At 67.9% G+C, this 23,533-nt stretch carries 22 protein-coding genes; 9 read left to right on the plus strand and 13 right to left on the minus strand.

The window, feature by feature from the left end; genetic code table 11:
- Positions 1–7: 7 nt before the first annotated feature.
- From ilvD to ACAM55_RS23290, 4 genes are read left to right on the plus strand one after another with little or no spacing between them, the layout of a single operon-like run.
- On the plus strand, positions 8–1,744 hold the full coding sequence (gene ilvD / locus ACAM55_RS23275) for a dihydroxy-acid dehydratase (protein WP_369653791.1): 1,737 nt from the start codon (positions 8–10) through the stop codon (positions 1,742–1,744).
- 32 nt (positions 1,745–1,776) lie between these two features.
- Entirely contained in the window at positions 1,777–2,766 is a 990-nt protein-coding gene (locus tag ACAM55_RS23280) for a Bug family tripartite tricarboxylate transporter substrate binding protein (RefSeq protein WP_369653792.1), read from the plus strand.
- An 18-nt stretch (positions 2,767–2,784) separates the two neighbouring features.
- Positions 2,785–3,579 carry a class II aldolase/adducin family protein gene (locus ACAM55_RS23285; protein WP_369653793.1) on the plus strand — a complete coding sequence of 265 codons (795 nt, stop codon included), beginning with the start codon at positions 2,785–2,787 and terminating at the stop codon, positions 3,577–3,579.
- A gap of 13 nt (positions 3,580–3,592) precedes the next feature.
- Complete coding sequence (locus ACAM55_RS23290) at positions 3,593–4,570, plus strand: 2-dehydropantoate 2-reductase (protein WP_369653794.1); 978 nt, start codon at positions 3,593–3,595, stop codon at positions 4,568–4,570.
- Positions 4,571–4,585: 15 nt separating this feature from the next.
- On the opposite strand, the gene ACAM55_RS23295 is transcribed toward ACAM55_RS23290, so the two are convergent.
- Positions 4,586–5,377, minus strand: coding sequence for a hypothetical protein (locus ACAM55_RS23295; RefSeq protein ID WP_369653795.1), 792 nt, complete (start codon positions 5,375–5,377; stop codon positions 4,586–4,588).
- Between the two features lie 65 nt (positions 5,378–5,442).
- A complete protein-coding gene (locus tag ACAM55_RS23300) occupies positions 5,443–6,399 on the minus strand; it encodes a DMT family transporter (protein WP_369653796.1) in 957 nt (318 codons plus the stop codon).
- A 94-nt stretch (positions 6,400–6,493) separates the two neighbouring features.
- Here ACAM55_RS23300 and ACAM55_RS23305 point away from each other — a divergent pair, with 94 nt between their 5' ends.
- Positions 6,494–7,474, plus strand: a complete 981-nt coding sequence (locus ACAM55_RS23305) for a LysR family transcriptional regulator (RefSeq protein ID WP_369653797.1) — start codon at positions 6,494–6,496, stop codon at positions 7,472–7,474.
- Here ACAM55_RS23305 and ACAM55_RS23310 read toward each other — a convergent pair.
- Both ACAM55_RS23310 and alr read right to left on the minus strand, forming a co-directional pair.
- Positions 7,428–8,168 (minus strand): hypothetical protein, encoded by a 741-nt coding sequence (locus ACAM55_RS23310; RefSeq protein WP_369653798.1) that lies wholly within the window; start codon positions 8,166–8,168, stop codon positions 7,428–7,430. The genes ACAM55_RS23305 and ACAM55_RS23310 overlap by 47 nt on opposite strands.
- Positions 8,165–9,265: an alanine racemase gene (alr, locus tag ACAM55_RS23315; RefSeq protein ID WP_369653799.1), complete on the minus strand. Its 1,101-nt coding sequence runs from the start codon at positions 9,263–9,265 to the stop codon at positions 8,165–8,167. Before alr ends, ACAM55_RS23310 begins: the two co-directional genes overlap by 4 nt.
- Positions 9,266–9,435: 170 nt before the next feature.
- Between alr and lplT the strand changes: the two genes are divergently transcribed.
- The 3 genes from lplT (at position 9,436) to ACAM55_RS23330 (ending at position 12,241) form a co-directional block, all read left to right on the plus strand.
- Entirely contained in the window at positions 9,436–10,740 is a 1,305-nt protein-coding gene (gene lplT, locus ACAM55_RS23320; protein ID WP_369653800.1) for a lysophospholipid transporter LplT, read from the plus strand.
- 112 nt (positions 10,741–10,852) lie between these two features.
- A complete protein-coding gene (locus ACAM55_RS23325) occupies positions 10,853–11,743 on the plus strand; it encodes a DMT family transporter (RefSeq protein WP_369653801.1) in 891 nt (296 codons plus the stop codon).
- Positions 11,744–11,752: 9 nt separating this feature from the next.
- Entirely contained in the window at positions 11,753–12,241 is a 489-nt protein-coding gene (locus ACAM55_RS23330) for a glutathione peroxidase (protein ID WP_055800360.1), read from the plus strand.
- Positions 12,242–12,250: 9 nt separating this feature from the next.
- On the opposite strand, the gene ACAM55_RS23335 is transcribed toward ACAM55_RS23330, so the two are convergent.
- From ACAM55_RS23335 to ACAM55_RS23375, 9 genes are all read right to left on the minus strand, one after another.
- The gene (locus tag ACAM55_RS23335) at positions 12,251–12,682 is read right to left on the minus strand and encodes a carboxypeptidase regulatory-like domain-containing protein (protein ID WP_369653802.1); all 432 of its coding nucleotides are present in this window, start codon (positions 12,680–12,682) and stop codon (positions 12,251–12,253) included.
- An 89-nt stretch (positions 12,683–12,771) separates the two neighbouring features.
- Complete coding sequence (glcF, locus tag ACAM55_RS23340; protein WP_369653803.1) at positions 12,772–14,004, minus strand: glycolate oxidase subunit GlcF; 1,233 nt, start codon at positions 14,002–14,004, stop codon at positions 12,772–12,774.
- A 29-nt stretch (positions 14,005–14,033) separates the two neighbouring features.
- On the minus strand, positions 14,034–15,149 hold the full coding sequence (glcE, locus tag ACAM55_RS23345) for a glycolate oxidase subunit GlcE (RefSeq protein ID WP_369653804.1): 1,116 nt from the start codon (positions 15,147–15,149) through the stop codon (positions 14,034–14,036).
- An 18-nt stretch (positions 15,150–15,167) separates the two neighbouring features.
- Positions 15,168–16,670, minus strand: coding sequence for an FAD-linked oxidase C-terminal domain-containing protein (locus ACAM55_RS23350; RefSeq protein ID WP_369653805.1), 1,503 nt, complete (start codon positions 16,668–16,670; stop codon positions 15,168–15,170).
- Between the two features lie 164 nt (positions 16,671–16,834).
- Positions 16,835–17,719 carry a LysR substrate-binding domain-containing protein gene (locus tag ACAM55_RS23355; protein WP_369653806.1) on the minus strand — a complete coding sequence of 295 codons (885 nt, stop codon included), beginning with the start codon at positions 17,717–17,719 and terminating at the stop codon, positions 16,835–16,837.
- An 11-nt stretch (positions 17,720–17,730) separates the two neighbouring features.
- Positions 17,731–18,663 (minus strand): SMP-30/gluconolactonase/LRE family protein, encoded by a 933-nt coding sequence (locus tag ACAM55_RS23360; RefSeq protein ID WP_369653807.1) that lies wholly within the window; start codon positions 18,661–18,663, stop codon positions 17,731–17,733.
- A gap of 264 nt (positions 18,664–18,927) precedes the next feature.
- Positions 18,928–20,460: an ammonium transporter gene (locus ACAM55_RS23365; protein ID WP_369653808.1), complete on the minus strand. Its 1,533-nt coding sequence runs from the start codon at positions 20,458–20,460 to the stop codon at positions 18,928–18,930.
- 28 nt (positions 20,461–20,488) lie between these two features.
- The gene (gene glnK, locus ACAM55_RS23370; protein WP_007833403.1) at positions 20,489–20,827 is read right to left on the minus strand and encodes a P-II family nitrogen regulator; all 339 of its coding nucleotides are present in this window, start codon (positions 20,825–20,827) and stop codon (positions 20,489–20,491) included.
- A 63-nt stretch (positions 20,828–20,890) separates the two neighbouring features.
- Positions 20,891–21,712 carry a TorF family putative porin gene (locus ACAM55_RS23375; protein ID WP_369656464.1) on the minus strand — a complete coding sequence of 274 codons (822 nt, stop codon included), beginning with the start codon at positions 21,710–21,712 and terminating at the stop codon, positions 20,891–20,893.
- Positions 21,713–21,930: 218 nt separating this feature from the next.
- Here ACAM55_RS23375 and ACAM55_RS23380 point away from each other — a divergent pair, with 218 nt between their 5' ends.
- Complete coding sequence (locus ACAM55_RS23380) at positions 21,931–23,472, plus strand: YifB family Mg chelatase-like AAA ATPase (protein WP_369653809.1); 1,542 nt, start codon at positions 21,931–21,933, stop codon at positions 23,470–23,472.
- Positions 23,473–23,533: the final 61 nt, after the last annotated feature.

Below are 23,533 nucleotides of genomic sequence, written 5' to 3' on the forward strand. Positions count from 1 at the left end.
CCCGCCGATGACCACCCCCACCGATCCGAACAGCAAGCGCTTCCGCTCGGCCACCATCCGCGAGGGCACGATCCGCGCGACCACGCGCAGCTTTCTGCATGCGCTGGGCCAGGACGACGAGGACATCGCGCGGCCGCACATCGGCGTGTTCCACACCGGCGGCGAAATGAGCCCCTGCAACCTCAACCTGCGCGAGCAGGCGCAGCACGCCAAGACCGGCATCTACGCCGGCGGCGGCACGCCGCACGAATGCCCGGTGGTGTCGGTGAGCGACGGGCTCACCATGGCGCATTCGGGCATGCGCTTCTCGCTGATCTCGCGCGAGCTGATCGCCGACAGCGTCGAGGCCTCGACGCGCGGCCACCAGTGGGACGGCATCTTCGCCATCGGCGCCTGCGACAAGAACCTGCCGGGTTTGATGATGGGCATGGTGCGCTGCAACGTGCCGAGCGTGTTCGTGCATGGCGGCTCGGCGCTGCCGGGGCAGATGCCCGGCCCCGACGGGCGCGATCTCAATGTGGTCGACACCTACGAGACCATCGGCAAGGTGCTGGCCGGCACCGCCACCCACGACGAACTCGACGCCATGAGCCGCGCCTGCCTGCCCACCGCGGGTGCCTGCGCGGGCCAGTTCACGGCCAACACCATGGGCATGGTGTCCGAGGCGCTGGGCCTCGCGCCCATTGGCTCGAGCATGGTGCCGGCGGTATTCAGCGAGCGAGCGCCGCTGATGCGCCGCGCCGCGAAAACCCTCATGAAGGCGGTGATGGGCGACAGTCCGTTGCCGCGCGACATCGTCACGCGCAAGGCGCTCGAAAACGCATGCGCCGTGGTGTCGGCCACGGGCGGTTCGACCAACGCCGCGCTGCACCTGCCGGCCATCGCGCACGAAGCGGGCATCAGGTTCCACCTCGACGACGTGGCCGAGATCTTCGCGCGCACGCCGCTCATCGCCGACCTGCGGCCGGGCGGGCAGTACCTGGCGCGCGACGTGTTCTACATCGGCGGCGCGGGCGTCATTCTTCGCACGCTGATGGAGCAAGGCTTCCTGCACGGCGACGCGCTCACCTTCACCGGCCGCACGATGGCCGAGGAGCTGGCCGATGCCGCCGAGCCCGACGGCCGCGTGGTGCGCGCGGCCGGCAACCCGATATCGCGCGACGGCGGGCTGGCGGTGCTCAAGGGCAACCTCTGCCCCGACGGCGCGCTGCTCAAGACCGCGGGCCTCCAGACGCTGGTGCACCGCGGTCCGGCGCGCGTCTTCGAGTCCGAGGAAGAAGCCCAGGCCGCCGTGCAGAACCGCCGCTACGAACCCGGCGACGTGATCGTGATCCGCAACGAAGGCCCGCGCGGCAGTCCCGGCATGCGCGAGATGCTGGGCATCACCGCACTGCTCTACGGCCAGGGCATGGGCGACAAGGTGGCGCTACTGACCGACGGGCGCTTCTCGGGCGCCACGCGCGGCCTGTGCATCGGCTACGCGGGGCCCGAAGCAGCCGACGGCGGGCCGATTGCGGCGCTGCAGGGCGGCGACATCGTGGCCATCGACGCGCGGGCCGAGGCGCGCAGCATCTCGGTCGAACTGACGGCGGAGGAAATCGCACTCCGGCTCTCCGAACGTCAGGTAAACGCGGGGGTGGCGCACCGTGGGTTGCTGGAAAAATACGCCCTCACCGTGCGCCCCGCCTACCTGGGCGCAGTGACCCATTCGGGCGCAGTCACCTGGCTGCGCGACGAGTCGTAACCCGCAATCACCAACACCCGGAGACAAGAACCATGACCTTCACCCGCCGCCAGATGCTGCAGACCACCGGCGCCTCGGCGCTGCTCGCGAGCCTGGGCCAGCACGCCTTCGCGCAAGCCAGCATCGAAACCGCCACCATCGTCACCGGCTTTGCGGCCGGCGGCACCTCGGACACCACCTGCCGCCGCATCGCGCAGAAGCTCAGCCCCGAGTACGCCAAGGCGGCCGTGGTGGAAAACCGCACCGGCGCGGGCGGGCAGATCGCCGTGAGCTACGTGAAGGGCCGGCCGGCCGACGGCACCACCATCCTGCAGACGCCGACCTCGATCCTCACGATCTACCCGCACATCTACAAGAAGCTGCCGTACGACCCGATGGTCGATCTCACGCCGGTCAGCATCGCCTGCATCTTCGACTTCGGCTTTGCGGTCGGGCCCGCGGTGCCGGCCAGCGTGAAGACCGTGCCCGAGTTCCTCGCCTGGGCCAAGGCCAACCCTGCCGGTGCCAACTTCGGTTCGCCCGCGGCGGGCTCCACGCCGCACTTCATCGGCGCGCTGCTGGGCAAGAAGGGCGGCGCCGAACTCAAGCACGCGGCCTACCGCGGCACGCAGCCGGCCATGCTCGACCTGCTGGGCGGCAACATCTCGGCCGTGTCGGGCCCCATCGGCGACATCACGCAGCACCTGGCCTCGGGCAAGGTGCGCATCCTGGGGGTTTCGGGTTCCAAGCGCAGCCGCTTCGCGCCCGACGTGCCGACCTTCGGCGAGCAGGGCATCAACGACATGGCGCACAGCGAATGGTTCGCCTTCTTCCTGCCCGCCAAGGCCTCGCCGGACCTGGTGTCGCGGCTGAACACTTCCATGAAGACCGCGCTGGCGCAGAAGGACGTGATCGACGGGCTCGGCACCTTCGGGTTGGAAGCCATGTCTTCCACGCCCGGCGAGTTGACCGACCTGCTGAAGAAAGACACCGCCAAGTGGGCGCCGATCGTCAAGGAAGTCGGCTTCACCGCAGAGGGTTAACCGTATGAAGGAACTGCAATGAACACACTCGCGACTCCCGTGCCGCCATCGGCGCTGGTCCATCCCTCGATCCATCCGGACGAACGCGCCGCGCGCGAGCAGCTTGCGGCCTGCTACCGCGTGTTCGCGATGCTGGGCTGGACCGAGATGATCTACAACCACATCACGCTGCGGCTGCCGGACAGCGTGACGGGTGGAGAGAAGCAGTTCCTCATCAACCCCTTCGGGCTGCACTACAGCGAGGTCACGGCCAGCAACCTGGTGAAGATCGACCTGCAGGGCAAGGTGCTCGACGGTTCGACCCATCCGGTGAACCCGGCCGGCTTCACGGTGCATGCGGCCATCCACGACGGCTTGCCGGGTGCGCATTGCGTGATGCACACGCACACCACGGCCGGCGTGGCCGTGGCCTGCCTGCAGGGCGGCCTGCAGCAGACCAATTTCTACACCGCGCAGCTGCACGGCATGGTGGCGTACCACGATTTCGAGGGCATCACCATCCATGCCGACGAAGGCCCGCGCCTGCTCAGGAGCATCGGCAACCGCAACGCCGTGATCCTGCGCAACCACGGCCTCCTGGCCTGGGGGCAAACGCTGCCCCAGACCTTCGCGATTCTGTGGACGCTGCAGCGCGCCTGCGAGATCCAGATGGCGACCTTCTCCATGGGCGCGGCCATTCCGGTGAGCGAGGAAATCGCCCAGCGCTGCACGCGCGATGCGCTGCAGTTCAGCCCCGAGCATGGCGCGGGCCAGGACGTATTCGATGCACTGGTCCGACAGGTGGACCGCATCGATCCGAGCTACAGAAACTGAGGCTGCCTCTTTCATGAAGATTTGCATCTACGGCGCAGGCGCCATCGGCGGATGGATCGGCACCGGCCTTGCACGGGCCGGTGAACGCCTCAACGTGGTGGCGCGCGGCGCCACGCTCGAAGCGCTGCGGCAGGGTGGCCTTTCGCTCATGCGCGGCGACGTGCGCACGCGCGTGCCCGTCAACGCGCAGGCCGAGCCCGAATCGCTGGGCGTGCAAGACCTCGTGGTCATCGCCGTGAAGGCGCCTGCGCTGGCGGGCGTGGCCGAACGCATCGGTCCGCTGATCGGGCCCGACACCATCGTGCTGGTCGCGATGAACGGCGTGCCGTGGTGGTTCCTCGAAGGCGGCTTCGGCGGCGCCATCACCGGCCATCGGCTGGCGGCGGTGGACCCCGATGGCGCGATTGCCAGGGCCATTCCCACGCGCAACGTGATCGGCTGCGTGGTGCACGCCAGCTGCTCGCTCGACGGGCCGGGCGTGGTGCGGCACCACTTCGGCAACGGGCTGATCGTGGGCGAGCCTTCGGGCGAAGCCACGCCACGCGTGCAGAAGCTCGTCGAGCTGCTCAAGAGCGCCGGCTTCGACACCACGCTGTCGCCGCAGATCCAGAAGGACGTGTGGTTCAAGCTCTGGGGCAACATGACGGTGAACCCGATCAGCGCGCTGACCGGTGTCACCACCGACCTGATCATGGGCGACGACTACGTGCGCGGCTTCATCTCGGCCGTGATGCTGGAGGCGAAGGACATCGGGCGGCGCATCGGCATCGAGATCACGCAGAGCCCGGAGGACCGGCACGCGGTGACGATGAAGCTCGGCGCGTTCAAGACCTCGATGCTGCAGGACGTGGAAGCCGGGCGATCGGTGGAGCTGGATGCGCTGGTGACCGTGGTGCGCGAACTGGGCGAGCTGACCGGGGTGGCCACGCCGTTCACCGATGCGCTGCTGGGCCTCGCCCGCTTGAAGCTGCGGCAGCTCGGGCTGTACTGAGCCCGAGCGCCCGGCTCACCACCGCTTCTCGGGCGTGGCTGCCAGCGTCTCGGTGCAGGCGGCCACAGCCTTCGCGCGCTCCTCTCGCAGCCGCTGCCAGTTATCGGCCTTCCATTGCGTCCACGCCACGGGCTCCGACTGATAGAGGCACGCGAACGGCGGACGCATGAAGCCCGCACGGCCGAGTTCGGCGCCGAACTTCAGGCGGAACAGCTCATCCGAGCCCGCCAGGTTTTCGTAGACCAGATGCCAAGGGCCCGGATGCAGGGGCGTGTCGGCCTCCTTCTGGACTTGCCGCGCCTCTTCGATTTCCTCGCGCGTGGAGCCATCCTTCAGGGCCGTCGCATACGCGGCTTCGGCGCGCTTGCGATAGATGTCCGTGGCGACCTTGCTCAACGCATCGTTCAGGTCGCTGATGGCCGGATTGACGCCGAGGGGATCGTCCTTGAGTTCTTCCAGCGTATCGCCGGCAAGGTTGTCCTTCGTGAAGCCCTGCGCGCCGACGGTCGTCGTGCCCGTGAGCATCGAGACCGCAACGCTCAATGCGACCTGCCCGACGATGTTCGTGATCGTGCCGTCGCGCCGGACCACGCGCAGTCGCTCAATGCCGGGCCTGTAGAAGCCGCGATTGAAAAGCAGCCGGGTCTGCGGGGCGGCCGATGGCTGTGGGGGGACAGGGGTGTCTGCAGCAGCCGTCGCGGATGGGACCGCCGAAGCCTCTGGCTCGACGGCATGTGCCGAAAAACCGCTGATGGCCAGCGCAATGCCGCAGGCGAAAGCGGCATGTGGTCGCTTCTTGAATTTCATGTGAACAGTTCTTCCTCCGGCCGGGATTGTCCTTGGCCGGACGGGGTCCGTTCGACAGATTCGCGCTACAAATTCACGGAATGCGCGCGCGGCGCGTAGGACTGCGGCACGGTCACCCACCAGGCCGCCACCACGATCAGCAACCCACCGGCCCAGCCCCAGGCCCCGACCGTCTCCCCGAACCCATACGCCGCGATCAACGCCCCGAACACCGGTTCGCTTCCCATCAGCAGCGACACCCGGCTCGGGCTCGAATGCGAGGCCGCATGGTTCTGGGCGAAGAACGCGAAGACCGTGCACAGCAGCACGAGGTAGGCCATGCCCCACCAGAAGGAGGCCGTGGCAGGCGGCATGTGCCACGCCCCCTTCGATGCGGCGAGCGACAGTGCCATCGCGCCGAGCGCCATCACGCCCGACTGCACCGCGGTCAGCGTGAGCGCCGGCATCGAATGGCGGCCGGCGAGGCGCCGCGTCAGGCAGACCATCACGGCGCGCAGGAAGGCGGCGATCACCATCAGGCCGTCGCCCCATCCCACCGAAATGTCCGCGGGCGAGGTGGCCGACAGCATGGCCGCGCCCACCGCCGACAGGCCCGCCGCCCAGAACACGCGCCGTTCCGGCCGCTGCCCGAGCAGCCACCATTCGACAAAAGGCGTGAGCGCCACGCACAGGCTGATCAGGAACGCGGCGTTGCTCGCCGTGGTGAGCGACACGCCGAAGGTCTCGCAGACGAAGATCGCCAGCAGGTTGGCGCCGAGCAGGCCGCCCACCGCAACGCCTTGCCGCCATTGCGCGTTGAAGAGCGGCCGGAGCGCCGGCAGCAGCACGGCGAAGGTCAACCCGAAGCGCAGCGCGAGGAACTCCAGCACGGGCAACTGCTGCGTGGCCTGCTTGGCCACCGCATAGCTGCCGCCCCACACGGCCGCCACGAGCAGCAGCATGATCTCGGCGGCGCCGATGCCCGCCCATTTCCTCTTGCCCCATGCGACCGGGGCGATGCCGCGCACCTGCTTTGAATCCATACTGTCGGCCCACCGTCCTGAACAACAAAGAAAAGAATTGTTCCGGGCATCACATGGGCCGAACAGCCGTCGGCCGGAACAGGACCATTGCGCCGTGGGAACGAATTCATTTCTCAAAGTGCTGCCGGAGATGGTGACCTTCCTGCGGGTCGCCGAGCTGGGCAGCTTCTCCGCGGCGGCCGATCTGCTGGGCATGACACCGTCGGCCGCGAGCCGGCAGGTGAAGCGCCTGGAAAAGGAAATCGGCGTGCAGCTGATCCAGCGCACCACGCGCCAGCTGCGGCTGACCGAGCCCGGCGTCGAGGCCTTCGCACGGTGCCGCGAGCTGGTGCTGGCGGCGCAAGGCACGATGGACATCGCGCAGCAGTTCTCGAAGACGCCGAGCGGGCTGGTGCGCATCAGCGCGCCGAAGGCCTTTGCGCGGCGCGTGCTGCATCCGCACATCCTCGACTTCCTGCAGCGCCATCCCGAGGTCGACGTGCAGCTCATCGTGGACGACCGCGACATCGATCCGATCCGCGAAGGCGTGGACCTGGTGGTGCGGCTGACGACGAAGCCGCCCGAAGGGCTGGTGGCGCGGCGGCTGATGCCGGTCGCGCACATCCTGTGCGCCTCGCCGCGCTACCTGGCAGAGGGCAACGCCATCGAACACCCGCGCGACCTGCTCGCGCACAGCTGCCTCTCGCTCGGCGAGCACGAGCGGGACAACCATTGGTGCTTCAGGAAGGGCGATGAAGACGAAGCCGAGGTGGTGGTGCGAGGCCGCTATGTCTCCAACCACAGCGAGGTGCGGCTCGAAGCCGCGGTCGTGGGACTGGGCGTGGCCTGCGTGCCGGCCTTCATGGCGCGGGAGGCCTTGGAGGACGGCCGCGTCGTGCGGGTGCTGGCCGACTGGGAGTTCCAGGGAAACTACCGCGGGCACGCCTACATCCTCTATCCGCCCAGCCGCTTCACCGTGCCCAAGTGCCGGGTGCTGATCGACCACCTGCTGGACGCGCTGGCCACCCAGGACGGCAGCCGGAAGAAGCTCAGTGCTTCTTCAGCAGGGCCCGCACGGCCTCGGGCAAGGAATTGACCTGGGGCATGAAGTGGTCGAGCACGGCGCCGAGGGCCACGGCACAGATCACTGCGCCGAGCAGCGGCTTCCAGGTCAAACGCACGGCCGCCATCAACCAGCCTTCGCGCGCCACGCGCACCGCGGCGCGGGCGGACACGTACGAGAACGCCACCTCGACGGCCACGGCCAGCAGCGCGTCCCAGCTGAAGTAGAGCAGCACGAGCGAGCCGGCGCCGAGCACGATGGCGGTGCAGATCAGGAAGATCGCGACCACTGGCACCACGATGATGGCGCCTTCGTCCGCGCCGCCCGCCACGTCGAGCGCACCGCCGGCCACGTCGGACAGCACACTGCCGCCGTCGGCCGGGTCGGCCACGCTCACGTGGTCGTGCGAACCTGCACCGCCGCCAAGATCCATGTCCGGCACGTCGACATCGCCTTCGAAGCGGCGTCCTTCGACCAGCCGTCTGGCCCACCAGCGCAGCACCAGCAGGTAGCCGAGGTATCCCACGCCCAGCGTGAGGAGATAGCGCACCGCCAGCGACTGCACGTCGAGCACATGCATCTGCAATGCCGACACGCCCCACATCAGCAGCAGCGTGAAGGTGCCGATGAGGATGCCGTGCGTGCGCAGGCTGTAGTTGCGGTGCAGGTCGCGCTCGAGCTGCGTCTCCCACAGGCGCACCGAGCGCCAGTTGGAGAGCACCTTCATTCGCCGTCGGCCGGAGCGAAGGGTACGCGCGGCGCCACGGCGCACATGAGTTCGTAGCCGATGGTGCCGGCCGCCTGCGCGACCTCGTCGATGGGCAGCACCGCGCCGGTCACGGCCGAGCGGCCCCACAGCGTGACCTCGGTGCCGAACTTCGCATCGGGCACCGGCGTGAGATCGACGGTGATCATGTCCATGCTCACGCGGCCCAGCATGCGGGTGCGAACGCCGTTCACCAGCACCGGTGTGCCGGTGCTGCAGTGGCGCGGATAGCCGTCGGCATAGCCGACCGCCGCCACGCCGATGGTGAGCGGTCCGTCGGCCGTGAAGTTGGAGCCGTAGCCGATGGTGTCGCCGGCCTGGAGCGTCTGCACCCCGATCAATTTGGTCGACAGCGTCATGGTGGGCTGCAGCTGCCAGTGCGCGCTGTCGTGCTGGGGAAAGTCGGGCGCGCTGCCATACAGCAGGATGCCGGGGCGCACCCAGTCGCCGCGGGTCTGCTCGGCGTGGCGCAGGGTGGCGGCACTGTTCGCAATGGAGCGCTCCCCCGGCAGGTCGTGCGTAGCGCGCTCGAACACCGCCAGCTGGTGCGCAATGCCGCGCGCGCCATCGGCGTCGCTGAAATGCGTCATCAGCGAAATCTCGTCGACCTGCGGCAGCGCGTTCAGGCGCGTCCAGGCGGAGCCGAAGCGCTCGGGCGCGAAGCCCAGGCGGTTCATGCCGGAATTCATCTTGAGGAACACGCGCTGCGGCTTGAGCGTCTTGTGGGCCGCGAGCATGTCGATCTGCTCGTCGCAGTGCACTGTGTGCCACAGGTCCAGCCGCGAGCACAGCTCCAGGTCGCGCGCGTCGAACACGCCCTCGAGCAGCAGCACCGGGCCGCGCCAGCCGAGTGCGCGCACCCGTTCGGCCTCGGCCAGGTCGAGCAGGGCAAAGCCATCGGCACCGCGCAGGCCTTCATATACGCGCTCGATGCCATGGCCGTAGGCATTGGCCTTGACCACCGCCCAGACGCGGGCATCGAGCGCGGCGCGGCGCGCCCGATCGAGGTTGTGGCGAAGCGCGGCGGTGTGAACAGTGGCGAGAATGGGGCGCGGCATGGGAAATGTCGAATGGTGAAGACGGGGTTTTAGCACCTTCGCAAGCAGGGCCGTCCACGGTGGCAACGCTGATTTCGCCGTCGTACCCCCATGCTATAACCGCCCATTCGCCAAAAGTCGCGACACTTTCTCACTACTGCCAGCAATCTTCCTGGCCAGCCAGCCCATCGATGAAGCGCGGTTTCTACACGATCATGTCGGCCCAGTTCTTTTCGTCGCTGGCCGACAACGCGATCTTCGTCGTCGCTGTCGAGCTCATGCGAAGTACGGGAGCGGCCGAATGGCAGCGCGCGGCGCTGGTGCCGATCTTCGCGGTCTTCTACGTGGTGCTGGCGCCGCTGGTTGGCGCGTTCGCCGACGCCTTGCCCAAGGGGCGGGTGATGTTCATCAGCAACGCGATCAAGGTGATCGGCTGCCTGATGATGCTGTTCGGCTCGCATCCGCTGCTGTCGTATTCGATCGTGGGGCTTGGCGCCGCGGCCTATTCGCCCGCCAAGTACGGCATCCTGACCGAGCTGCTGCCGGCTTCGCAGTTGGTAAAAGCCAACGGCTGGATCGAAGGCCTGACGATCGCATCGATCCTCCTGGGCATCGTGCTCGGCGGCTCGCTGGTGGGCCATGCGGTCTCGAGCCAGCTGCTGTCCATCGACATCCCGCTGATCAACACCGGCGTCGATTCGCCGGCCGAGGCGGCCATCTCGGTGCTGATCTTCGTCTATGCGCTGGCGGCCTGGTTCAACACGCGCATTCCGCACACCGGCGTCGAGATGCGGCCGCTGCGTGCCGATCCGGCGCACGGCCTGGCGCGCAACATGTTCTTCCTGCTGCCCGATTTCTGGCATTGCAACGCCCGCCTGTGGCGCGACAAGCTCGGCCAGATCTCGCTCTCCACCACCACGCTTTTCTGGGGCGCCGGAGCCAACCTCAAGTACATCGTGCTGGCCTGGGCCGCGCTCGCGCTCAACTACAACACCACGCAGGCGACGGCGCTCACCGGCGTGGTCACCATCGGCATGGCGGTGGGCGCCATCGTCGCCTCGATGCGCATGCGGCTGGACATGGCCACGCGCGTGATTCCCATGGGCATCGGCATGGGCCTGCTGGTGATCAGCATGAACCTGATCAGCAACGTCTGGATCGCCGTGCCCTTCCTCATTCTTCTGGGCGGGCTGGGCGGCTTCCTGGTGGTGCCGATGAACGCATTGCTGCAGCACCGCGGCCACAACCTGATGGGTGCGGGCCGCTCGATTGCCGTGCAGAACTTCAACGAGCAGGCCTGCATCCTGCTGCTCGGCGGCTTCTACAGCGCCTGCACCGGCCTGGGCCTGTCGGCCTTCGCGGCCATCGGCGCCTTCGGCGGCGTGGTGGCCGGCTGCATGTGGCTCATCCAGCGCTGGCATCATTCCAACCTGCGCAAATACCCCGAAGAAGTCGAGCACCTGCTCGCCATCGCCCGCAGCGACAAGCATCATTGACCTCCCCCAGGCTGCGCGCACTTCGTGTCGCTTCGCCCACCCCCTCACCGGGGGCAACACCGGTGGCCCGGCAAAGCCGGTTCCACGGTGTTCCACGAAAATTCCGCCCCCCATGCCTGCCTTTGCACTGATTTTTAATGCCTTTGTCTGGGGCGTTTCCTGGTTCCCATTCCGGCACATCGAAAGCCACGGGCTGCATCCCGTATGGACCACCTGCCTCATCTACGTGGCGATCTCGCTCGCGATGGGGCTCTTTCGCCGGCATGCCTGGCGCGGCTTCGCGGCGTTCCCGATGCTGGCGGCACTGGGCCTGGCGGCGGGCTTCACCAACCTGGGTTTCAACTGGGCCGTGACGCAGGGCGACGTGGTGCGCGTGGTGCTGCTGTTCTACCTGATGCCACTGTGGAGCGTGCTGCTGGGCTGGGCGGTGCTGGGCGAGCGGCCCACGGCGGGCGCGCTCGCGCGGGTGGCGCTGGCGCTCACCGGCGTGGTCGTGGTGCTGAAGGCGCCGGGTGTCGACTGGCCCGTGCCTTCGAGCCTGCCGGACTGGCTGGGCGTGGCGGCCGGCTTCAGCTTTGCCGTGACCAACATCCTGCTGCGCCACCTGCACGGCGCGCCCGGCGAATCGCGTGCGCTGGCGATGTTCTGCGGCTGCGCGCTGGTGGCGGGCATCGCCGCGGCGAGCGGCACCCTGCTGGACGCCTTCGCCTCCCCCCTGTCGGCCACGCCGGGCTGGATCGGATGGGCCGCCTTGCTGGGCGCCGGCTTCGTGGTGGCCAACATCTGCCTGCAATATGGCGCAGCACGGCTGGCGGCCAGCGCGACGGCGGTGATCATGCTGTCGGAGGTGCTGTTCGCAAGCGTCTCTTCCGTGGCGCTCGGCGCGGCCCAGATGGATCCGCGCATCCTGGCCGGCGGCGCACTGATCGTGCTGGCGGCCGTGTGGTCGGCGTTTGCGCGAACGCCGGCAGAGGGCGATGATCGGCTTTCGTCTCCCACCTGAGGTACTTCCATGGCCAGCATCTACGACTTCGAAGCCAACCGTATCGACGGCAAGAACGTGAAGCTTTCCGCCTTCAAGGGCAAGGTGCTGCTGATCGTCAACACGGCCAGCCAATGCGGCTTCACGCCGCAGTTCGCGGGGCTCGAGGAACTGCACGAAAAGTACGCCGACAAGGGGCTCGTGGTGCTGGGTTTTCCGTCGAACCAGTTTGGCTCGCAGGACCCGGGCACCAACGAGGAAATCGGCGCCTTCTGCACCACGAACTACGGCGTGAGCTTTCCGATGATGGAAAAGATCGACGTCAACGGCAGCAACGCCACGCCGCTCTACCAGTGGCTCACCAAGGAAAAGCCGGGCCTTTTGGGCAGCACGGCCATCAAATGGAACTTCACCAAGTTCCTGGTCGGGCGCGACGGGCAGGTGCGCAAGCGCTATGCGCCGCTCGACACGCCCGCCTCGCTCACGCGCGACATCGAGGCCGCGCTGGCTGCGGGCTGAGGCTCCTGCTCAGAAGCGGAAGCTGGCGGTCTTGGAGCCGCCGCCCACCGTCACCGACTGGCTCTTGGCATTGCCGCCGGTCGTGGTGGCATCGATGGTGTAGCGGCCGGCCGGAATGTCGACCAGGCAGACCGGCCCGCTGGCGCGCAAGGCCAGCGAAGGCGCCCCATCGGCACCCTTGATGTCGACCTGCACGTCTGCCAGGTAGGCGCCGTCGGCGCGCGCGAAAAGCAGCGCCAGCGGATGCTCCTTCATGGCGGCGCGCATGGCGTTCGATTCGTCCGAGCCGATGCCGCCGCAGACATAGCGCACCGCGCCCTCGCCCTTCCACTGCGGCATGGCCGACTGGGCCTGTGCTCCGAAGGCGCCGGCCGCGCAGGCGCAGGCCAGCAGGGCACGCCGCAAGTTCTTCGAAACGATAAAAGCTTGAACGGAAGACATGGGGCTGACTCCTGGGAAGATCGGTGCGGCCATGATGCCGTGCGAACGGACCCCGCGCGAGTCGGACCAGAGCGCTCTTCGGTGTGCGATCAGGCCGTCGCCAGGGCAGCGTCCAGCAGCTCGACCCAGTGGCGGACCGGCGTTTCCTGGCTGCCGCTTTGCAGATGCGTGATGCAGCCGATGTTGGCCGAGGCGATGACGCTCGGCTGCAGTTGCTTCAGATGCCCGAGCTTGCGGTCGCGCAGCGGGTAGGCCAGTTCGGGCTGCAGCACCGAGTAGGTGCCGGCCGAGCCGCAGCACAGGTGCGACTCGTTCATGGCCACGCGCACGTCGAAGCCGAGCGCGCGCAGATGCGTCTCGACCCCGCCGCGCAGCTTCTGGCCGTGCTGCAGCGTGCAGGGCGGGTGGTAGGCGACCACGCCCTGCGGCGCGTGCACCCGGGCCTTCAGCGCCGGCACCAGATCGGGCAGCAGCTCGCTCAGGTCGCGCGTCAACTCGCTGATGCGCGCCGCCTTGGCGGCATAGGCCGGGTCGTGCTGCAGGATATGGCCGTACTCGCGCACCGTGACGCCGCAGCCCGAGGCGTTCATCACGATGGCCTCGGCCTCGTTGCGCTCCACCATCGGCCACCAAGCATCGATGTTGGCGCGCATCTGCGCCTTGCCGCCCTCCTGGTCGTTGAGGTGGAACTTCACGGCGCCACAGCAGCCGGCCTCCTTCGCGATCACGGCCTGGATGCCCGCGGCGTCGAGCACGCGCGCCGTCGCGCTGTTGACGTTGGGCATCATCGACGGCTGTACGCAGCCCGCGAGCATCAGCATCTTGCGCGCATGCGTGGCTGTGGGCCAGGCGCCGGCCTCCTGCTTCGCGGGCACCTTGGCCCTGAGCGCCTCGGGCAACAGCCCGCGCACCGATTGGCCGAACGCCATCGCGGGACCGAAGAGCGGCGACGGCAGCCCTTCCTTCAGCAGCCAGCGCGTGGCCGATTCCATGGCGGGGCGCGGCACTTTCTCGTCGACGATCTTTCGGCCGATGTCGACCAGGTGGCCGTACTGCACGCCGCTCGGGCAGGTGCTTTCGCAATTGCGGCAGGTCAGGCAACGGTCGAGGTGCAGCTGCGTGCTGCGCGTCGGCGCCTTGCCTTCGAGCACCTGCTTGATCAGGTAGATGCGGCCGCGCGGTCCGTCGAGCTCGTCGCCGAGCAGCTGGTAGGTGGGACAGGTGGCGGTGCAGAAGCCGCAGTGCACGCACTTGCGCAGGATGGCTTCGGCCTCGCGGCCGTCGTCGGTGTCGCGGAATTCGGGGGCGAGCTCGGTTTGCATGGAAGTTGAACGTGTCGGGTCGCTGGGCTTCAGGCGGCCGCGAGAAGCCGGGCCCGGTCGAAGATGCCGTGGGGGTCGAACTCGCGCATCAGGGCATGGTGGATGCGCGCGACGGGTGCGCTCAACGCATCGAAGCGTCGGGCACCGGCGCCTGCTGTGGAGGCAGGGGGCATCCTGAACAGCGTGGCATGCCCACCTGCCGCATGCGCCGCTTCGCGAATGAGAGAGGCGCGTTCGAGCGGAGCCTTGTACCAGCGCTGCCCGCCGTGCCATTCGATCAAGGGCACGCCGCCATCGCGCAGCGCGAGCACCGGTGCCGTCTGCGGCACCGACAGGCGCCAGAGTGCGACTGAGCCGTCAGCGGCGGCGAACCACCGATGCTGCTGGTCGCGCAGCGATTGCCATCCGGCAGCGGCGACGACGTTATCCATGCGCTCGCCGCCCAGGTGCGCGCAGGCGGCTTCTACCGCCGCGGCGGCGCCACGCAGCCGCAGCCGCAACGTGCCGGTGCCCGCAGCCTCGAACCAGCAGCTCGCATTCAATGGCAGGGGCCGGCCTCCCCACTCGTTGAGCAGGCGCAGGGCGTCCGCCTGGCTGCAGGAAAAGGCCAGCGTGGCCTCGGCGGGCGCAACGGGGAGCACCTTGAGGCTCACTTCGGCAATCACGCCCAGCGTGCCGAGCGAGCCCGCCAGCACGCGCGAGACGTCGTAGCCCGCCACGTTCTTCATCACCTGGCCGCCGAAGCCCAACACCTCGCCGCGGCCGTTGACCAGCGTGGCGCCCAGCACGTAGTCGCGCACCGCGCCCACGCTGGCGCGCGCGGGGCCGCTGAGCCCGGCGGCCACCATGCCGCCCACGGTACCCGCGCCGGCCGTGCCGAAATGCGGCGGCTCGAAAGGCAGGCACTGCCCCTTTTCGGCCAGCGCGGCCTCGAGTTCAGCGAGCGGCGTGCCGGCGCGCGCGGTGACGACCAGTTCGCTCGGTTCATAGCTCGTGATGCCGGTGAGCCCGACAGTGCTCAAGGCCTCGCCATGCGGCGGCTCGCCGTAAAAATCCTTGGTGCCGCCGCCGCGGATGCGAAGCGGCGCGGCCTCGGCGGCCGCGGCGCGAATGCGCTCGGCGATCTGGCTGAGGGCAGGTTCCATGTCTTTTTCTTTTGTTATTCAGAAACGCGGCAGATCGGGGTGCGGCAGCCTGCCGCCGCGCACCACCTGCTTGCCGTATTCGGCGCAGCGCTGCAGCGTGGGAATCGCCTTGCCGGGGTTCAACAGCCCGGCCGGATCGAAGGCGCGCTTGACGCCGAACATCTGCTCGTTCTCGGCCGCGGTGAACTGCACGCACATGCTGTTGAGCTTCTCCACGCCCACGCCATGCTCGCCCGACACGGTGCCCCCCATGGCCACGCTGGTCTCGAGGATGTCGGCGCCGAACAGCTCGCAGCGATGCAGCTCGTCGGGGTCGTTGGCGTCGAACAGCACCAGCGGATGCAGGTTGCCGTCGCCCGCGTGGAACACGTTGCAGCAGCGCAGCTGGTATTTTTTCTCCATCTCCTGGATGGCCAGCAGGATGTCGGCCAGCCGCTTGCGCGGAATGGTGGAGTCCAGGCACATGTAGTCGGGGCTGATGCGGCCCGAGGCCGGAAAGGCGTTCTTGCGGCCGCTCCAGAACTTCATGCGTTCGTCTTCGCTGGTGCTCACCGCAATGGCGGTGGCACCGGAGGAGCGCAGTACGGCGGTCATGCGGCCGATTTCTTCTTCCACTTCTTCGGGCGTGCCGTCGGATTCGCACAGCAGGATCGCTGCCGCATCGAGGTCGTAGCCGGCGCGCACGAAGTCTTCGACCGCGGCGGTCATCGGCTTGTCCATCATCTCGAGACCCGCCGGGATGATGCCGGCGGCGATCACCGCGGCCACCGCATCGCCGGCTTTGCGCACGTCGTCGAAGCTGGCCATGATGCAGCGCGCGAGCTGCGGCTTGGGCACGAGCTTGACAGTGACCTCGGTGGTCACGGCCAGCATGCCTTCGCTGCCGATGACCAGCGCGAGCAGGTCCAGGCCCGGCGCGTCGAGCGCCTCGCCACCGAATTCGATGGCCTCGCCCTCGGCGGTGAAGCCGCGCACGCGCAGCACGTTGTGCAGCGTGAGGCCGTATTTCAGGCAATGCACGCCACCCGAGTTCTCGGCCACGTTGCCGCCGATGGTGCAGGCGATCTGGCTCGATGGATCGGGCGCGTAGTAGAGGTTGAAGGGCGCGGCAGCCTCGCTGATGGCGAGATTGCGCACGCCGCACTGCACCACGGCCGTGCGGCTAAGCGGGTCGATCTTCAGGATGCTGTTGAACTTGGCGAGCGAGAGCGTCACGCCCAGCGCATGCGGCATCGCGCCGCCCGAGAGCCCGGTGCCCGCGCCGCGCGCCACCACGGGCACGCCGAGCCCGTGGCAGGTCTTGAGCACCGCCGCCACCTGGACCTCGGTTTCGGGCAGCGCCACCACCAGCGGCCGCTGCCGGTAGGCGGTGAGGCCGTCGCATTCATAGGGCGTGGTGTCCTCGGCATGCCAGATGAGCGCGTGCGCCGGCAGGTGGGCCTGCAGGGCGCGCACGATCTGCGACTGGCGGTCGGTCTTCTGCAGCGAATCGTGCTGGACGGCGGTGAGCGGCGCGTTCATGTGTATGTCTCGTGGTGCCTCGCACTCTACGCAAATGCGGCGCGGCCGGGTTGAAGCTTTTTCGCGTCGGGCTTGAGAGAACTTCGCCGGCCATCCGCGCCCGGCTCAGGCCGAGCCCAGCCGAGTGCAGCCGCGGAATCGGCTCCGCCGGGCCCCGGGGGCGTTCAATTCATGCTCTGCGCCAGCCAGTCGACAAAGGCGGCGCATTCCCAGCGCTCCAGAGTGCCGGGCTGCCAGCAGATGGTGTGGCGGTGCGGCGACGGCACGGGCCGGTCGGAGAGCGGCACCAGCCGGCCCGATTCGAACCAGGCGGCGCCCATCTTCAGGCGCACCAGCGCCACGCCAAAGCCGCTCGCGGCCGCGTCGTAGACCAGGCCCAGGTCGTTGAACTGGGAGCCGACGTGCGGCTCGGGCTGGTCGATTGCGCAGCTCGCGAACCAGGTGCCCCAGGGCTCCAGCGGGCTGCGGATCAGCCGTGCGCTCGCGATCTCGGCCGCGGTGCGGAAACCATTGAACGGTCCGAACTCGTTGAGATAGCTCGGGCTGCAGGCGGGCACCACCTCTTCCTCCAGCAGCAGCCGGTGTTCGCAGTCGGCGTATGCGCCGCTGCCATAGCGGACTTCGAGATCGGCCTGCTCGGCCGTGACGTCGAGCAGCGGAATCGACACCTGCAGCACCAGTTCGATGTCCGGGCAGATGTTGCGGAACAATTCGAGTCGCGGCATCAGGAACACACGGCTGAAGGTGGGCGTGACGGCGATGCGCAGGCGTGTTGCGCGCTGCTGCGCCGCATGGCCGCCCGGCGTGGCCTGCAGCGCCGCAAGGCCGGTGCGCACGTTGGCAAGGTAGGCCGCGCCGTCGGCCGTGAGGCTGAAGTCGCTGCGGCCGAAGAGCTTGAAGCCCACATGCGATTCCAGCTGGCGGATGCGGTGGCTCACCGCGCTGGGCGTGACGCACAGCTCGTCCGCCGCGCGGCCTGCATGCCGCAGCCGCGCCAGGGTCTCGAAGGTCAGCAGGCACTGGATCGGCGGGATGTGCTGCAGGGCCATCGCGTGGCCTCTCAATCTTCGAAGAAATTGACCGGCAGGCCAGGAATGTCGACTTGCATCGCAATCACTCTGCCCGAGGCCGGGAGCCTCTCGATCTCGCTGGCGGGCCGCCCCTTGCGCCCGCTGGTGACGAAGAGCGTCTTCAGGTCGTCGCCGCCGAAGCAGGGCATGGTCGGGCACTGAACGGGGACGGACACCGAGGCGACGATCTCGCCGGACGGCGCGAACCGCAGCAGCTGTGCACCTTCGAACATCGCGACCCAGTAGTGGCCCTGCGCATCGACCGTGGCGCCATCGGGCCGGCCTTCGTAGCGCACGGGCGACTCGGGTGCCCAGCCTTCGGGCTTGGCCTCGAACTGGTGGAACACGCGCGCACGCGAGAGCGAGTTGGCCTCGGCGTCCCAGTCCCACGCACGCACCACGTGCGCGGCGGTGTCGGCCCAGTAGAGGGTGCGGCCATCGGGCGAAAACGCGAGTCCGTTGGCGGTGGTGGACTCGTTGGCCATCTGCGCCAATGTGGGCGCCACGCCGGTGCCGGGGCGCGCATCGAAGCAGTAGAGCGCGGCGTTGGCCCGGTCCTTGGCCTCGTTGAGCGAACCGCCCCAGAAACGGCCGAGCGCATCGCATTTGCCGTCGTTGAACCGCATGGTGCGCACGTCATGCGCCACGCGCGCCATCGCGACCAGTTCACCACCCCATTCGCGGGCCCGGTAGATTCCGTCGCGCAGCGCGATCACGAAGCCGCCGCTCCTGGCCGGCGCCATGCAGCCGGGCTCGGTGGCCAAGGCCCAGCGCTCCACCCTGGCCGACGGCGTGCCGATTTCGCCGCGCGTGCGCAGCACCGCGCGCCCCGGAATATCGAGCCAGTAAAGCGCGCGTTCTTGCGGGTGCCAGAACGGCGATTCGCCGAGCTCGCAGAGGCTGTTTTCGAGGGTGGTCCACATGATCTGCGGATTGTGCATCCGCGGCCCCGAAGACAAAAAAAAGCCCGCTGGCGCCGAAGCGCTCGCGGGCTGAACATCCAAAGGAGACCTTGCTGAAAAAGGATCGCTTCTTGTGGTTCTTATAACCAGCCTTTGCGCCGTATGCCTTCTTCGTGGAACACCGAGGAACCGGCTTTGCCGGGCCTCTGGTGTTGCCCCCGGCAGGGGGGTTGGCGAAGCGACACGAAGTGCGCGAAGACTGGGGGGTTGCCTATTGCTTTGGGGTTACCTGTTATATGCAGTCTCGCCGTGCGAGGAGATGTCGAGGCCTTCGCGCTCTTCTTCTTCCGACACACGCAGGCCGATGGTGAGGTCGGCGATCTTGAAGGCGATGAACGCCACCACGCCCGACCAGACGATGGTCAGCAGCACGCCCTTGAGCTGGATCCAGACCTGGGCGCCGATGCCGTTGGACACCACGCTGGCCGTGACCCAGTCGCCCACGAGGCCGGGGCCGCCGAGTGCCTGGGTGTTGAACACGCCGGTGAGCAGCGCGCCGACGATACCGCCGACACCGTGCACGCCGAACACGTCGAGCGAGTCGTCCGCGCCCAGCAGCTTCTTGAGGCCGTTGACGCCCCAGAGGCAGGCGAAGCCGGCGATGAAGCCGATGATGATGGCGCCCATCAGGCCGACGTTGCCGGCGGCCGGGGTGATGGCCACGAGGCCTGCAACGGCGCCCGAAGCAGCACCCAGCATCGAGGCCTTGCCCCGCATCAGTGCTTCACCGATGCACCATGCGAGCACGGCTGCGGCGGTGGCGGTGAAGGTGTTCATGAAGGCGAGTACGGCACTGGTGCCGGCTTCGAGGGCCGAACCTGCGTTGAAACCGAACCAGCCGACCCACAGCAGCGAGGCACCGACCATGGTGAGCGTGAGCGAATGCGGCGTGAAGGCTTCCTTGCCGTAGCCGACGCGCTTGCCGATCACGAAGGCACCGACCAGGCCCGCCACGGCTGCGTTGATGTGCACCACGGTGCCGCCCGCGAAGTCGAGGGCGCCCCATTGCCAGATCAGGCCAGCCTTGGCGTTCTGTGCATCCACCACGTTGGCGGCGGTGTAGGCGTCCGGGCCCATCCAGAACCAGACCATGTGCGCGAGCGGCGCATAGCTGAAGGTGAACCAGATCACCATGAACAGCAGCACGGCCGAGAACTTGGCGCGCTCGGCGAAAGCACCCACGATCAGGCAGCAGGTGATGCCGGCGAAGGTGGCCTGGAAGGCGGCGAACAGCAGTTCGGGGATGTAGACGCCCTTGCTGAAGGTGGCGCCGGGCGCGAACACGCCGGTGGCCGGATCGAAGATCCCCTTCATGAAGAGCCGGTCGAATCCGCCGAAGAAGGCATTCCCCTCGGTGAACGCAAGGCTGTAGCCATAGATGAGCCACAGCACCACGATCATCGAGAAGGTGACCATCACCTGCATGAGCACCGACAGCATGTTCTTGCTGCGCACCAGGCCGCCGTAGAACAGGGCCAGGCCGGGGACGGTCATCATGATGACGAGCAGCGTGGACAGCATCATCCAGCTGGTGTCACCCTTGTTGAAAGAAGGAGCGGGAGCCGCGGCGGGCGCTGCCTCGGCAGGGGCAGGCGCTGCGGCAGCGGGTGCCGCGGCAGCGGGCGCAGCCGCGGGCGCCGGAGCGGCGGCAGCCGGTGCCGAAGCGGCCGGCGCTTCCGCGGCGGGCGCGGGTGCCTGCGCAAAAGCGGCAGTGAACACGCTCAAGCCGAGCGCAAGAGAGACAAGCAGTTTTTTCATAGTCGTTGTTCTTTCGGGCCTTGGCTGGTCAGAGGGCTTCACGGCCCGTTTCGCCGGTGCGGATGCGGACCACCTGCTCGAGGTTGTAGACAAAGATCTTTCCGTCGCCGATCTTGCCGGTGCGGGCAGCACCCTCGACGGCTTCGATCACGCGGTCGACGAGATCGTCGGACACCGCCGCTTCGATCTTGACCTTGGGCAGGAAGTCGACCACGTACTCGGCGCCGCGGTACAGCTCGGTGTGGCCCTTCTGGCGGCCGAAACCCTTGACTTCCGTGACCGTGATGCCTTGCACACCGATGGCCGACAGTGCTTCGCGCACCTCGTCGAGCTTGAACGGTTTGATGATGGCTGTGACCAGCTTCATGACTTTCTCCTTCTTGGATGGAATGAATGGTGCGGCAGCTTGGGCCGCACCTTGTTTTTGTGTTTACAGCGTCTTGCTGAGGGTGACGATGAAGCGCGCCTTGTTGGGCGAGTAGTACTGCTGGCCGAAGGTGCCGAAGCCGAAGTCGTAGCCCGGGTTGCTCAGCGCGAGGTAGGAACTCTTCTTGTTGGCGCCCTGCACCGAGCCCGCCAGCGACAGGCCGTTGCCGAAGTCATACGACGCGCCCACGTTGTAGTCCACGTAGCTCTTGTAGCCCAGGCTGCGGATGTCGCTGGACATGTGGGTGTAGCCCACGGCGGCCTTCAGCGTGACCTTGGGCACGATTTCCTTGCTGTACGACAGGTTCAGGTAGCCGGTGTTGCGCCCCTTCAGGCCCGAGCCGTCCTTGTTGCCCGCGTAGTTGAAGTAGTCCTTGGACACGGTGTGCGAGTACTTCAGCGTGAACGACCCGATCGCTTCGTCGGCCCAGGTGCCGGCGCCGTACAGCTCGGTGGTGTTGCCGCGGCTGTTGCCCGGGTAGATGTAGCTGAGTGCGCCCACGTCCAGGTCGAACGGGCCGGCCTTGAACTTGTAACCGCCATAGATGTCGCTCTCGATGCTGTTGCCCTGCAGCCAGTTGACGCTCGAATTCCAGTTACCGATATAGAAGCCGCTTTCGCCGAATGCGTAGTCGAAGCCGCCCTGGATGGCGGGCTTGAAGCCCTTGGTCTTGGCGTAGTCGTTCTTCCCGATCATGTCCTGGTCCTGACCGCGGAACTTGTAGTTGCTGGTCAGGGCCACGTTGCCCGTAAGTTGGGCGCTCGCCAGCATCGGCAGTGCGGCAAGGGCGGCCACGGCCATTGCCTGGGCGAATTTACGGTGCATCATCGAGACTCCTCGGGGTTGATTGGATAGTTAGGGGACATCGTTTCGTAGCAGGGAGCGTGCCAAAGTGCTCGTTCCCCCTGCTGCGCGCCTGGGGCCCGCCGATCCACAAACCCCCGATGAAAAATTACAAACGTTTCATGTGCGGGGCTCCCAGGCCCCGGCGGTGCACGAGCCCAACCCAAAATGGGCGCACCACAATGGGGAGAGTAATAAAAATGAGCCTGTCTTTGGTGCAAAGTCGTGCTTTGCTTGGGCTGGAAGCGGCCAGTGTCACGGTTGAGGTGCATCTGGCGAACGGCCTGCCGAGCTTCACGCTCGTCGGGCTGGCGGAAACCGAAGTCAAGGAGGCGCGCGAACGCGTGCGTTCGGCCATCCAGAACGCCGGCCTCGAGTTTCCGAACAACAAGAGGATCACCGTCAATCTGGCGCCGGCCGACCTGCCAAAGGACTCCGGCCGCTTCGATCTTCCCATTGCGCTCGGCATCCTCGCCGCCAGCGAGCAGATCCAGGCCGCCCGCCTCGCCGGCCACGAATTTGCCGGCGAACTCTCTCTTTCGGGTGAGCTGCGGCCCGTACGCGGCGCGCTGGCCATGGCGCTTGCCCTGCACACCCGCGGCATCGCCACGCGCCTGGTGCTGCCCACCGAAAGCGCGCAGGAAGCCGCGCTGGTGCCCGGCGGCGAGGTGTATGGCGCCAGGCACCTGCTGGACGTGGTGCGGCGCTTCATGGCCGAGGACGCGGCGCTGCAGCAGGCCGAGCCACCCGCCGCGGACGGCTGGGCCCGGGTCCACGCCGCGGCCGCTGCCACCATGCCGACGTACGCCGACCTGGCCGACGTGAAGGGGCATGCAGGCGCCAGGCGCGCCCTTGAAATCGCCGCCGCGGGTGGACACAGCCTGCTGATGGTCGGGGAGCCCGGTTCGGGCAAGTCCATGCTCGCGCAGCGCTTTGCCGGGCTGCTGCCGCCCATGAGCGTGGACGAGGCGCTTGAGAGTGCGGCGGTCGCCAGCCTGGGCGGCAGCTTCTCGACCGCGCGCTGGATGACCCGGCCCACCTCAGCGCCGTACCACACGTCGAGCGCCGTCGCGCTGGTGGGCGGCGGCGGCTCGCCCCCGCGGCCGGGCGAGATCTCGCAGGCGCACCATGGTGTGCTGTTCCTGGACGAATTTCCCGAGTTCGCGCGTTCCGCGCTCGAGGCGCTGCGCGAGCCGCTCGAAACCGGCACCATCACCATTGCGCGGGCCGCCCGGCGCGCCGAGTTTCCCGCCCGCTTCCAGCTCATTGCGGCCATGAACCCGTGCCCTTGCGGCTACCTGGGCTCGACGCTGAAGGCTTGCCGCTGCACGCCCGACCAGATCTTGCGCTACCAGGGCAAGCTCAGCGGCCCGTTGCTCGACCGCATCGACCTGCACATCGAAGTGCCCGCGGTCTCGGCGCAGCAGTTGCTCGGGGCGCCCGCCGGGGAATCGACCGGCAGCATCCGCACCCGCGTGGTCGCCGCGCGCGAATTCGCGCTGCAGCGCCAGGGCAGCGCCAACCAGGCGCTGCAGGCCGGTGCCATCGACGAACACGCCGCCCTGGACGATGCGGCGCGCAAGTTCATGGTGAATGCCGCCGCCAAGCTCGGCTGGTCGGCACGCAGCACGCACCGCGCGCTCAAGGTGGCGCGCACGGTGGCCGACCTGGCGGGTGCCGAGTCGGTGCGGGCGGAGCACGTGGCGGAGGCGGTGCAGTACCGTCGGGCACTGCGGCACTGAAGCCGATCCGCAGTGAACCCACCCGCTCCCACCCTCTACGGCCGTCGCATGGTCGGCTGGC

This window comes from Variovorax sp. V213, assembly GCF_041154455.1.
Lineage (GTDB): Bacteria > Pseudomonadota > Gammaproteobacteria > Burkholderiales > Burkholderiaceae_C > Variovorax.

Bases quoted from the DNA above. Each gene is read 5' to 3' on its own strand.
- ACAM55_RS23380 (WP_369653809.1), top strand. From the start codon at position 21,931: ATGAGCCTGTCTTTGGTGCAAAGTCGTGCTTTGCTTGGGCTGGAAGCG.
- ACAM55_RS23295 (WP_369653795.1), bottom strand. From the start codon at position 5,377: ATGAAATTCAAGAAGCGACCACATGCCGCTTTCGCCTGCGGCATTGCG.
- ACAM55_RS23355 (WP_369653806.1), bottom strand. From the start codon at position 17,719: ATGGCCCTGCAGCACATCCCGCCGATCCAGTGCCTGCTGACCTTCGAG.
- ACAM55_RS23280 (WP_369653792.1), top strand. From the start codon at position 1,777: ATGACCTTCACCCGCCGCCAGATGCTGCAGACCACCGGCGCCTCGGCG.
- glcF (WP_369653803.1), bottom strand. From the start codon at position 14,004: ATGCAAACCGAGCTCGCCCCCGAATTCCGCGACACCGACGACGGCCGC.
- ACAM55_RS23335 (WP_369653802.1), bottom strand. From the start codon at position 12,682: ATGTCTTCCGTTCAAGCTTTTATCGTTTCGAAGAACTTGCGGCGTGCC.
- lplT (WP_369653800.1), top strand. From the start codon at position 9,436: ATGAAGCGCGGTTTCTACACGATCATGTCGGCCCAGTTCTTTTCGTCG.
- ACAM55_RS23360 (WP_369653807.1), bottom strand. From the start codon at position 18,663: ATGTGGACCACCCTCGAAAACAGCCTCTGCGAGCTCGGCGAATCGCCG.
- ilvD (WP_369653791.1), top strand. From the start codon at position 8: ATGACCACCCCCACCGATCCGAACAGCAAGCGCTTCCGCTCGGCCACC.
- ACAM55_RS23310 (WP_369653798.1), bottom strand. From the start codon at position 8,168: ATGAAGGTGCTCTCCAACTGGCGCTCGGTGCGCCTGTGGGAGACGCAG.
- ACAM55_RS23375 (WP_369656464.1), bottom strand. From the start codon at position 21,712: ATGCACCGTAAATTCGCCCAGGCAATGGCCGTGGCCGCCCTTGCCGCA.
- ACAM55_RS23285 (WP_369653793.1), top strand. From the start codon at position 2,785: ATGAACACACTCGCGACTCCCGTGCCGCCATCGGCGCTGGTCCATCCC.
- glcE (WP_369653804.1), bottom strand. From the start codon at position 15,149: ATGGAACCTGCCCTCAGCCAGATCGCCGAGCGCATTCGCGCCGCGGCC.
- ACAM55_RS23330 (WP_055800360.1), top strand. From the start codon at position 11,753: ATGGCCAGCATCTACGACTTCGAAGCCAACCGTATCGACGGCAAGAAC.
- ACAM55_RS23325 (WP_369653801.1), top strand. From the start codon at position 10,853: ATGCCTGCCTTTGCACTGATTTTTAATGCCTTTGTCTGGGGCGTTTCC.
- alr (WP_369653799.1), bottom strand. From the start codon at position 9,265: ATGCCGCGCCCCATTCTCGCCACTGTTCACACCGCCGCGCTTCGCCAC.
- ACAM55_RS23365 (WP_369653808.1), bottom strand. From the start codon at position 20,460: ATGAAAAAACTGCTTGTCTCTCTTGCGCTCGGCTTGAGCGTGTTCACT.
- glnK (WP_007833403.1), bottom strand. From the start codon at position 20,827: ATGAAGCTGGTCACAGCCATCATCAAACCGTTCAAGCTCGACGAGGTG.
- ACAM55_RS23290 (WP_369653794.1), top strand. From the start codon at position 3,593: ATGAAGATTTGCATCTACGGCGCAGGCGCCATCGGCGGATGGATCGGC.
- ACAM55_RS23300 (WP_369653796.1), bottom strand. From the start codon at position 6,399: ATGGATTCAAAGCAGGTGCGCGGCATCGCCCCGGTCGCATGGGGCAAG.
- ACAM55_RS23350 (WP_369653805.1), bottom strand. From the start codon at position 16,670: ATGAACGCGCCGCTCACCGCCGTCCAGCACGATTCGCTGCAGAAGACC.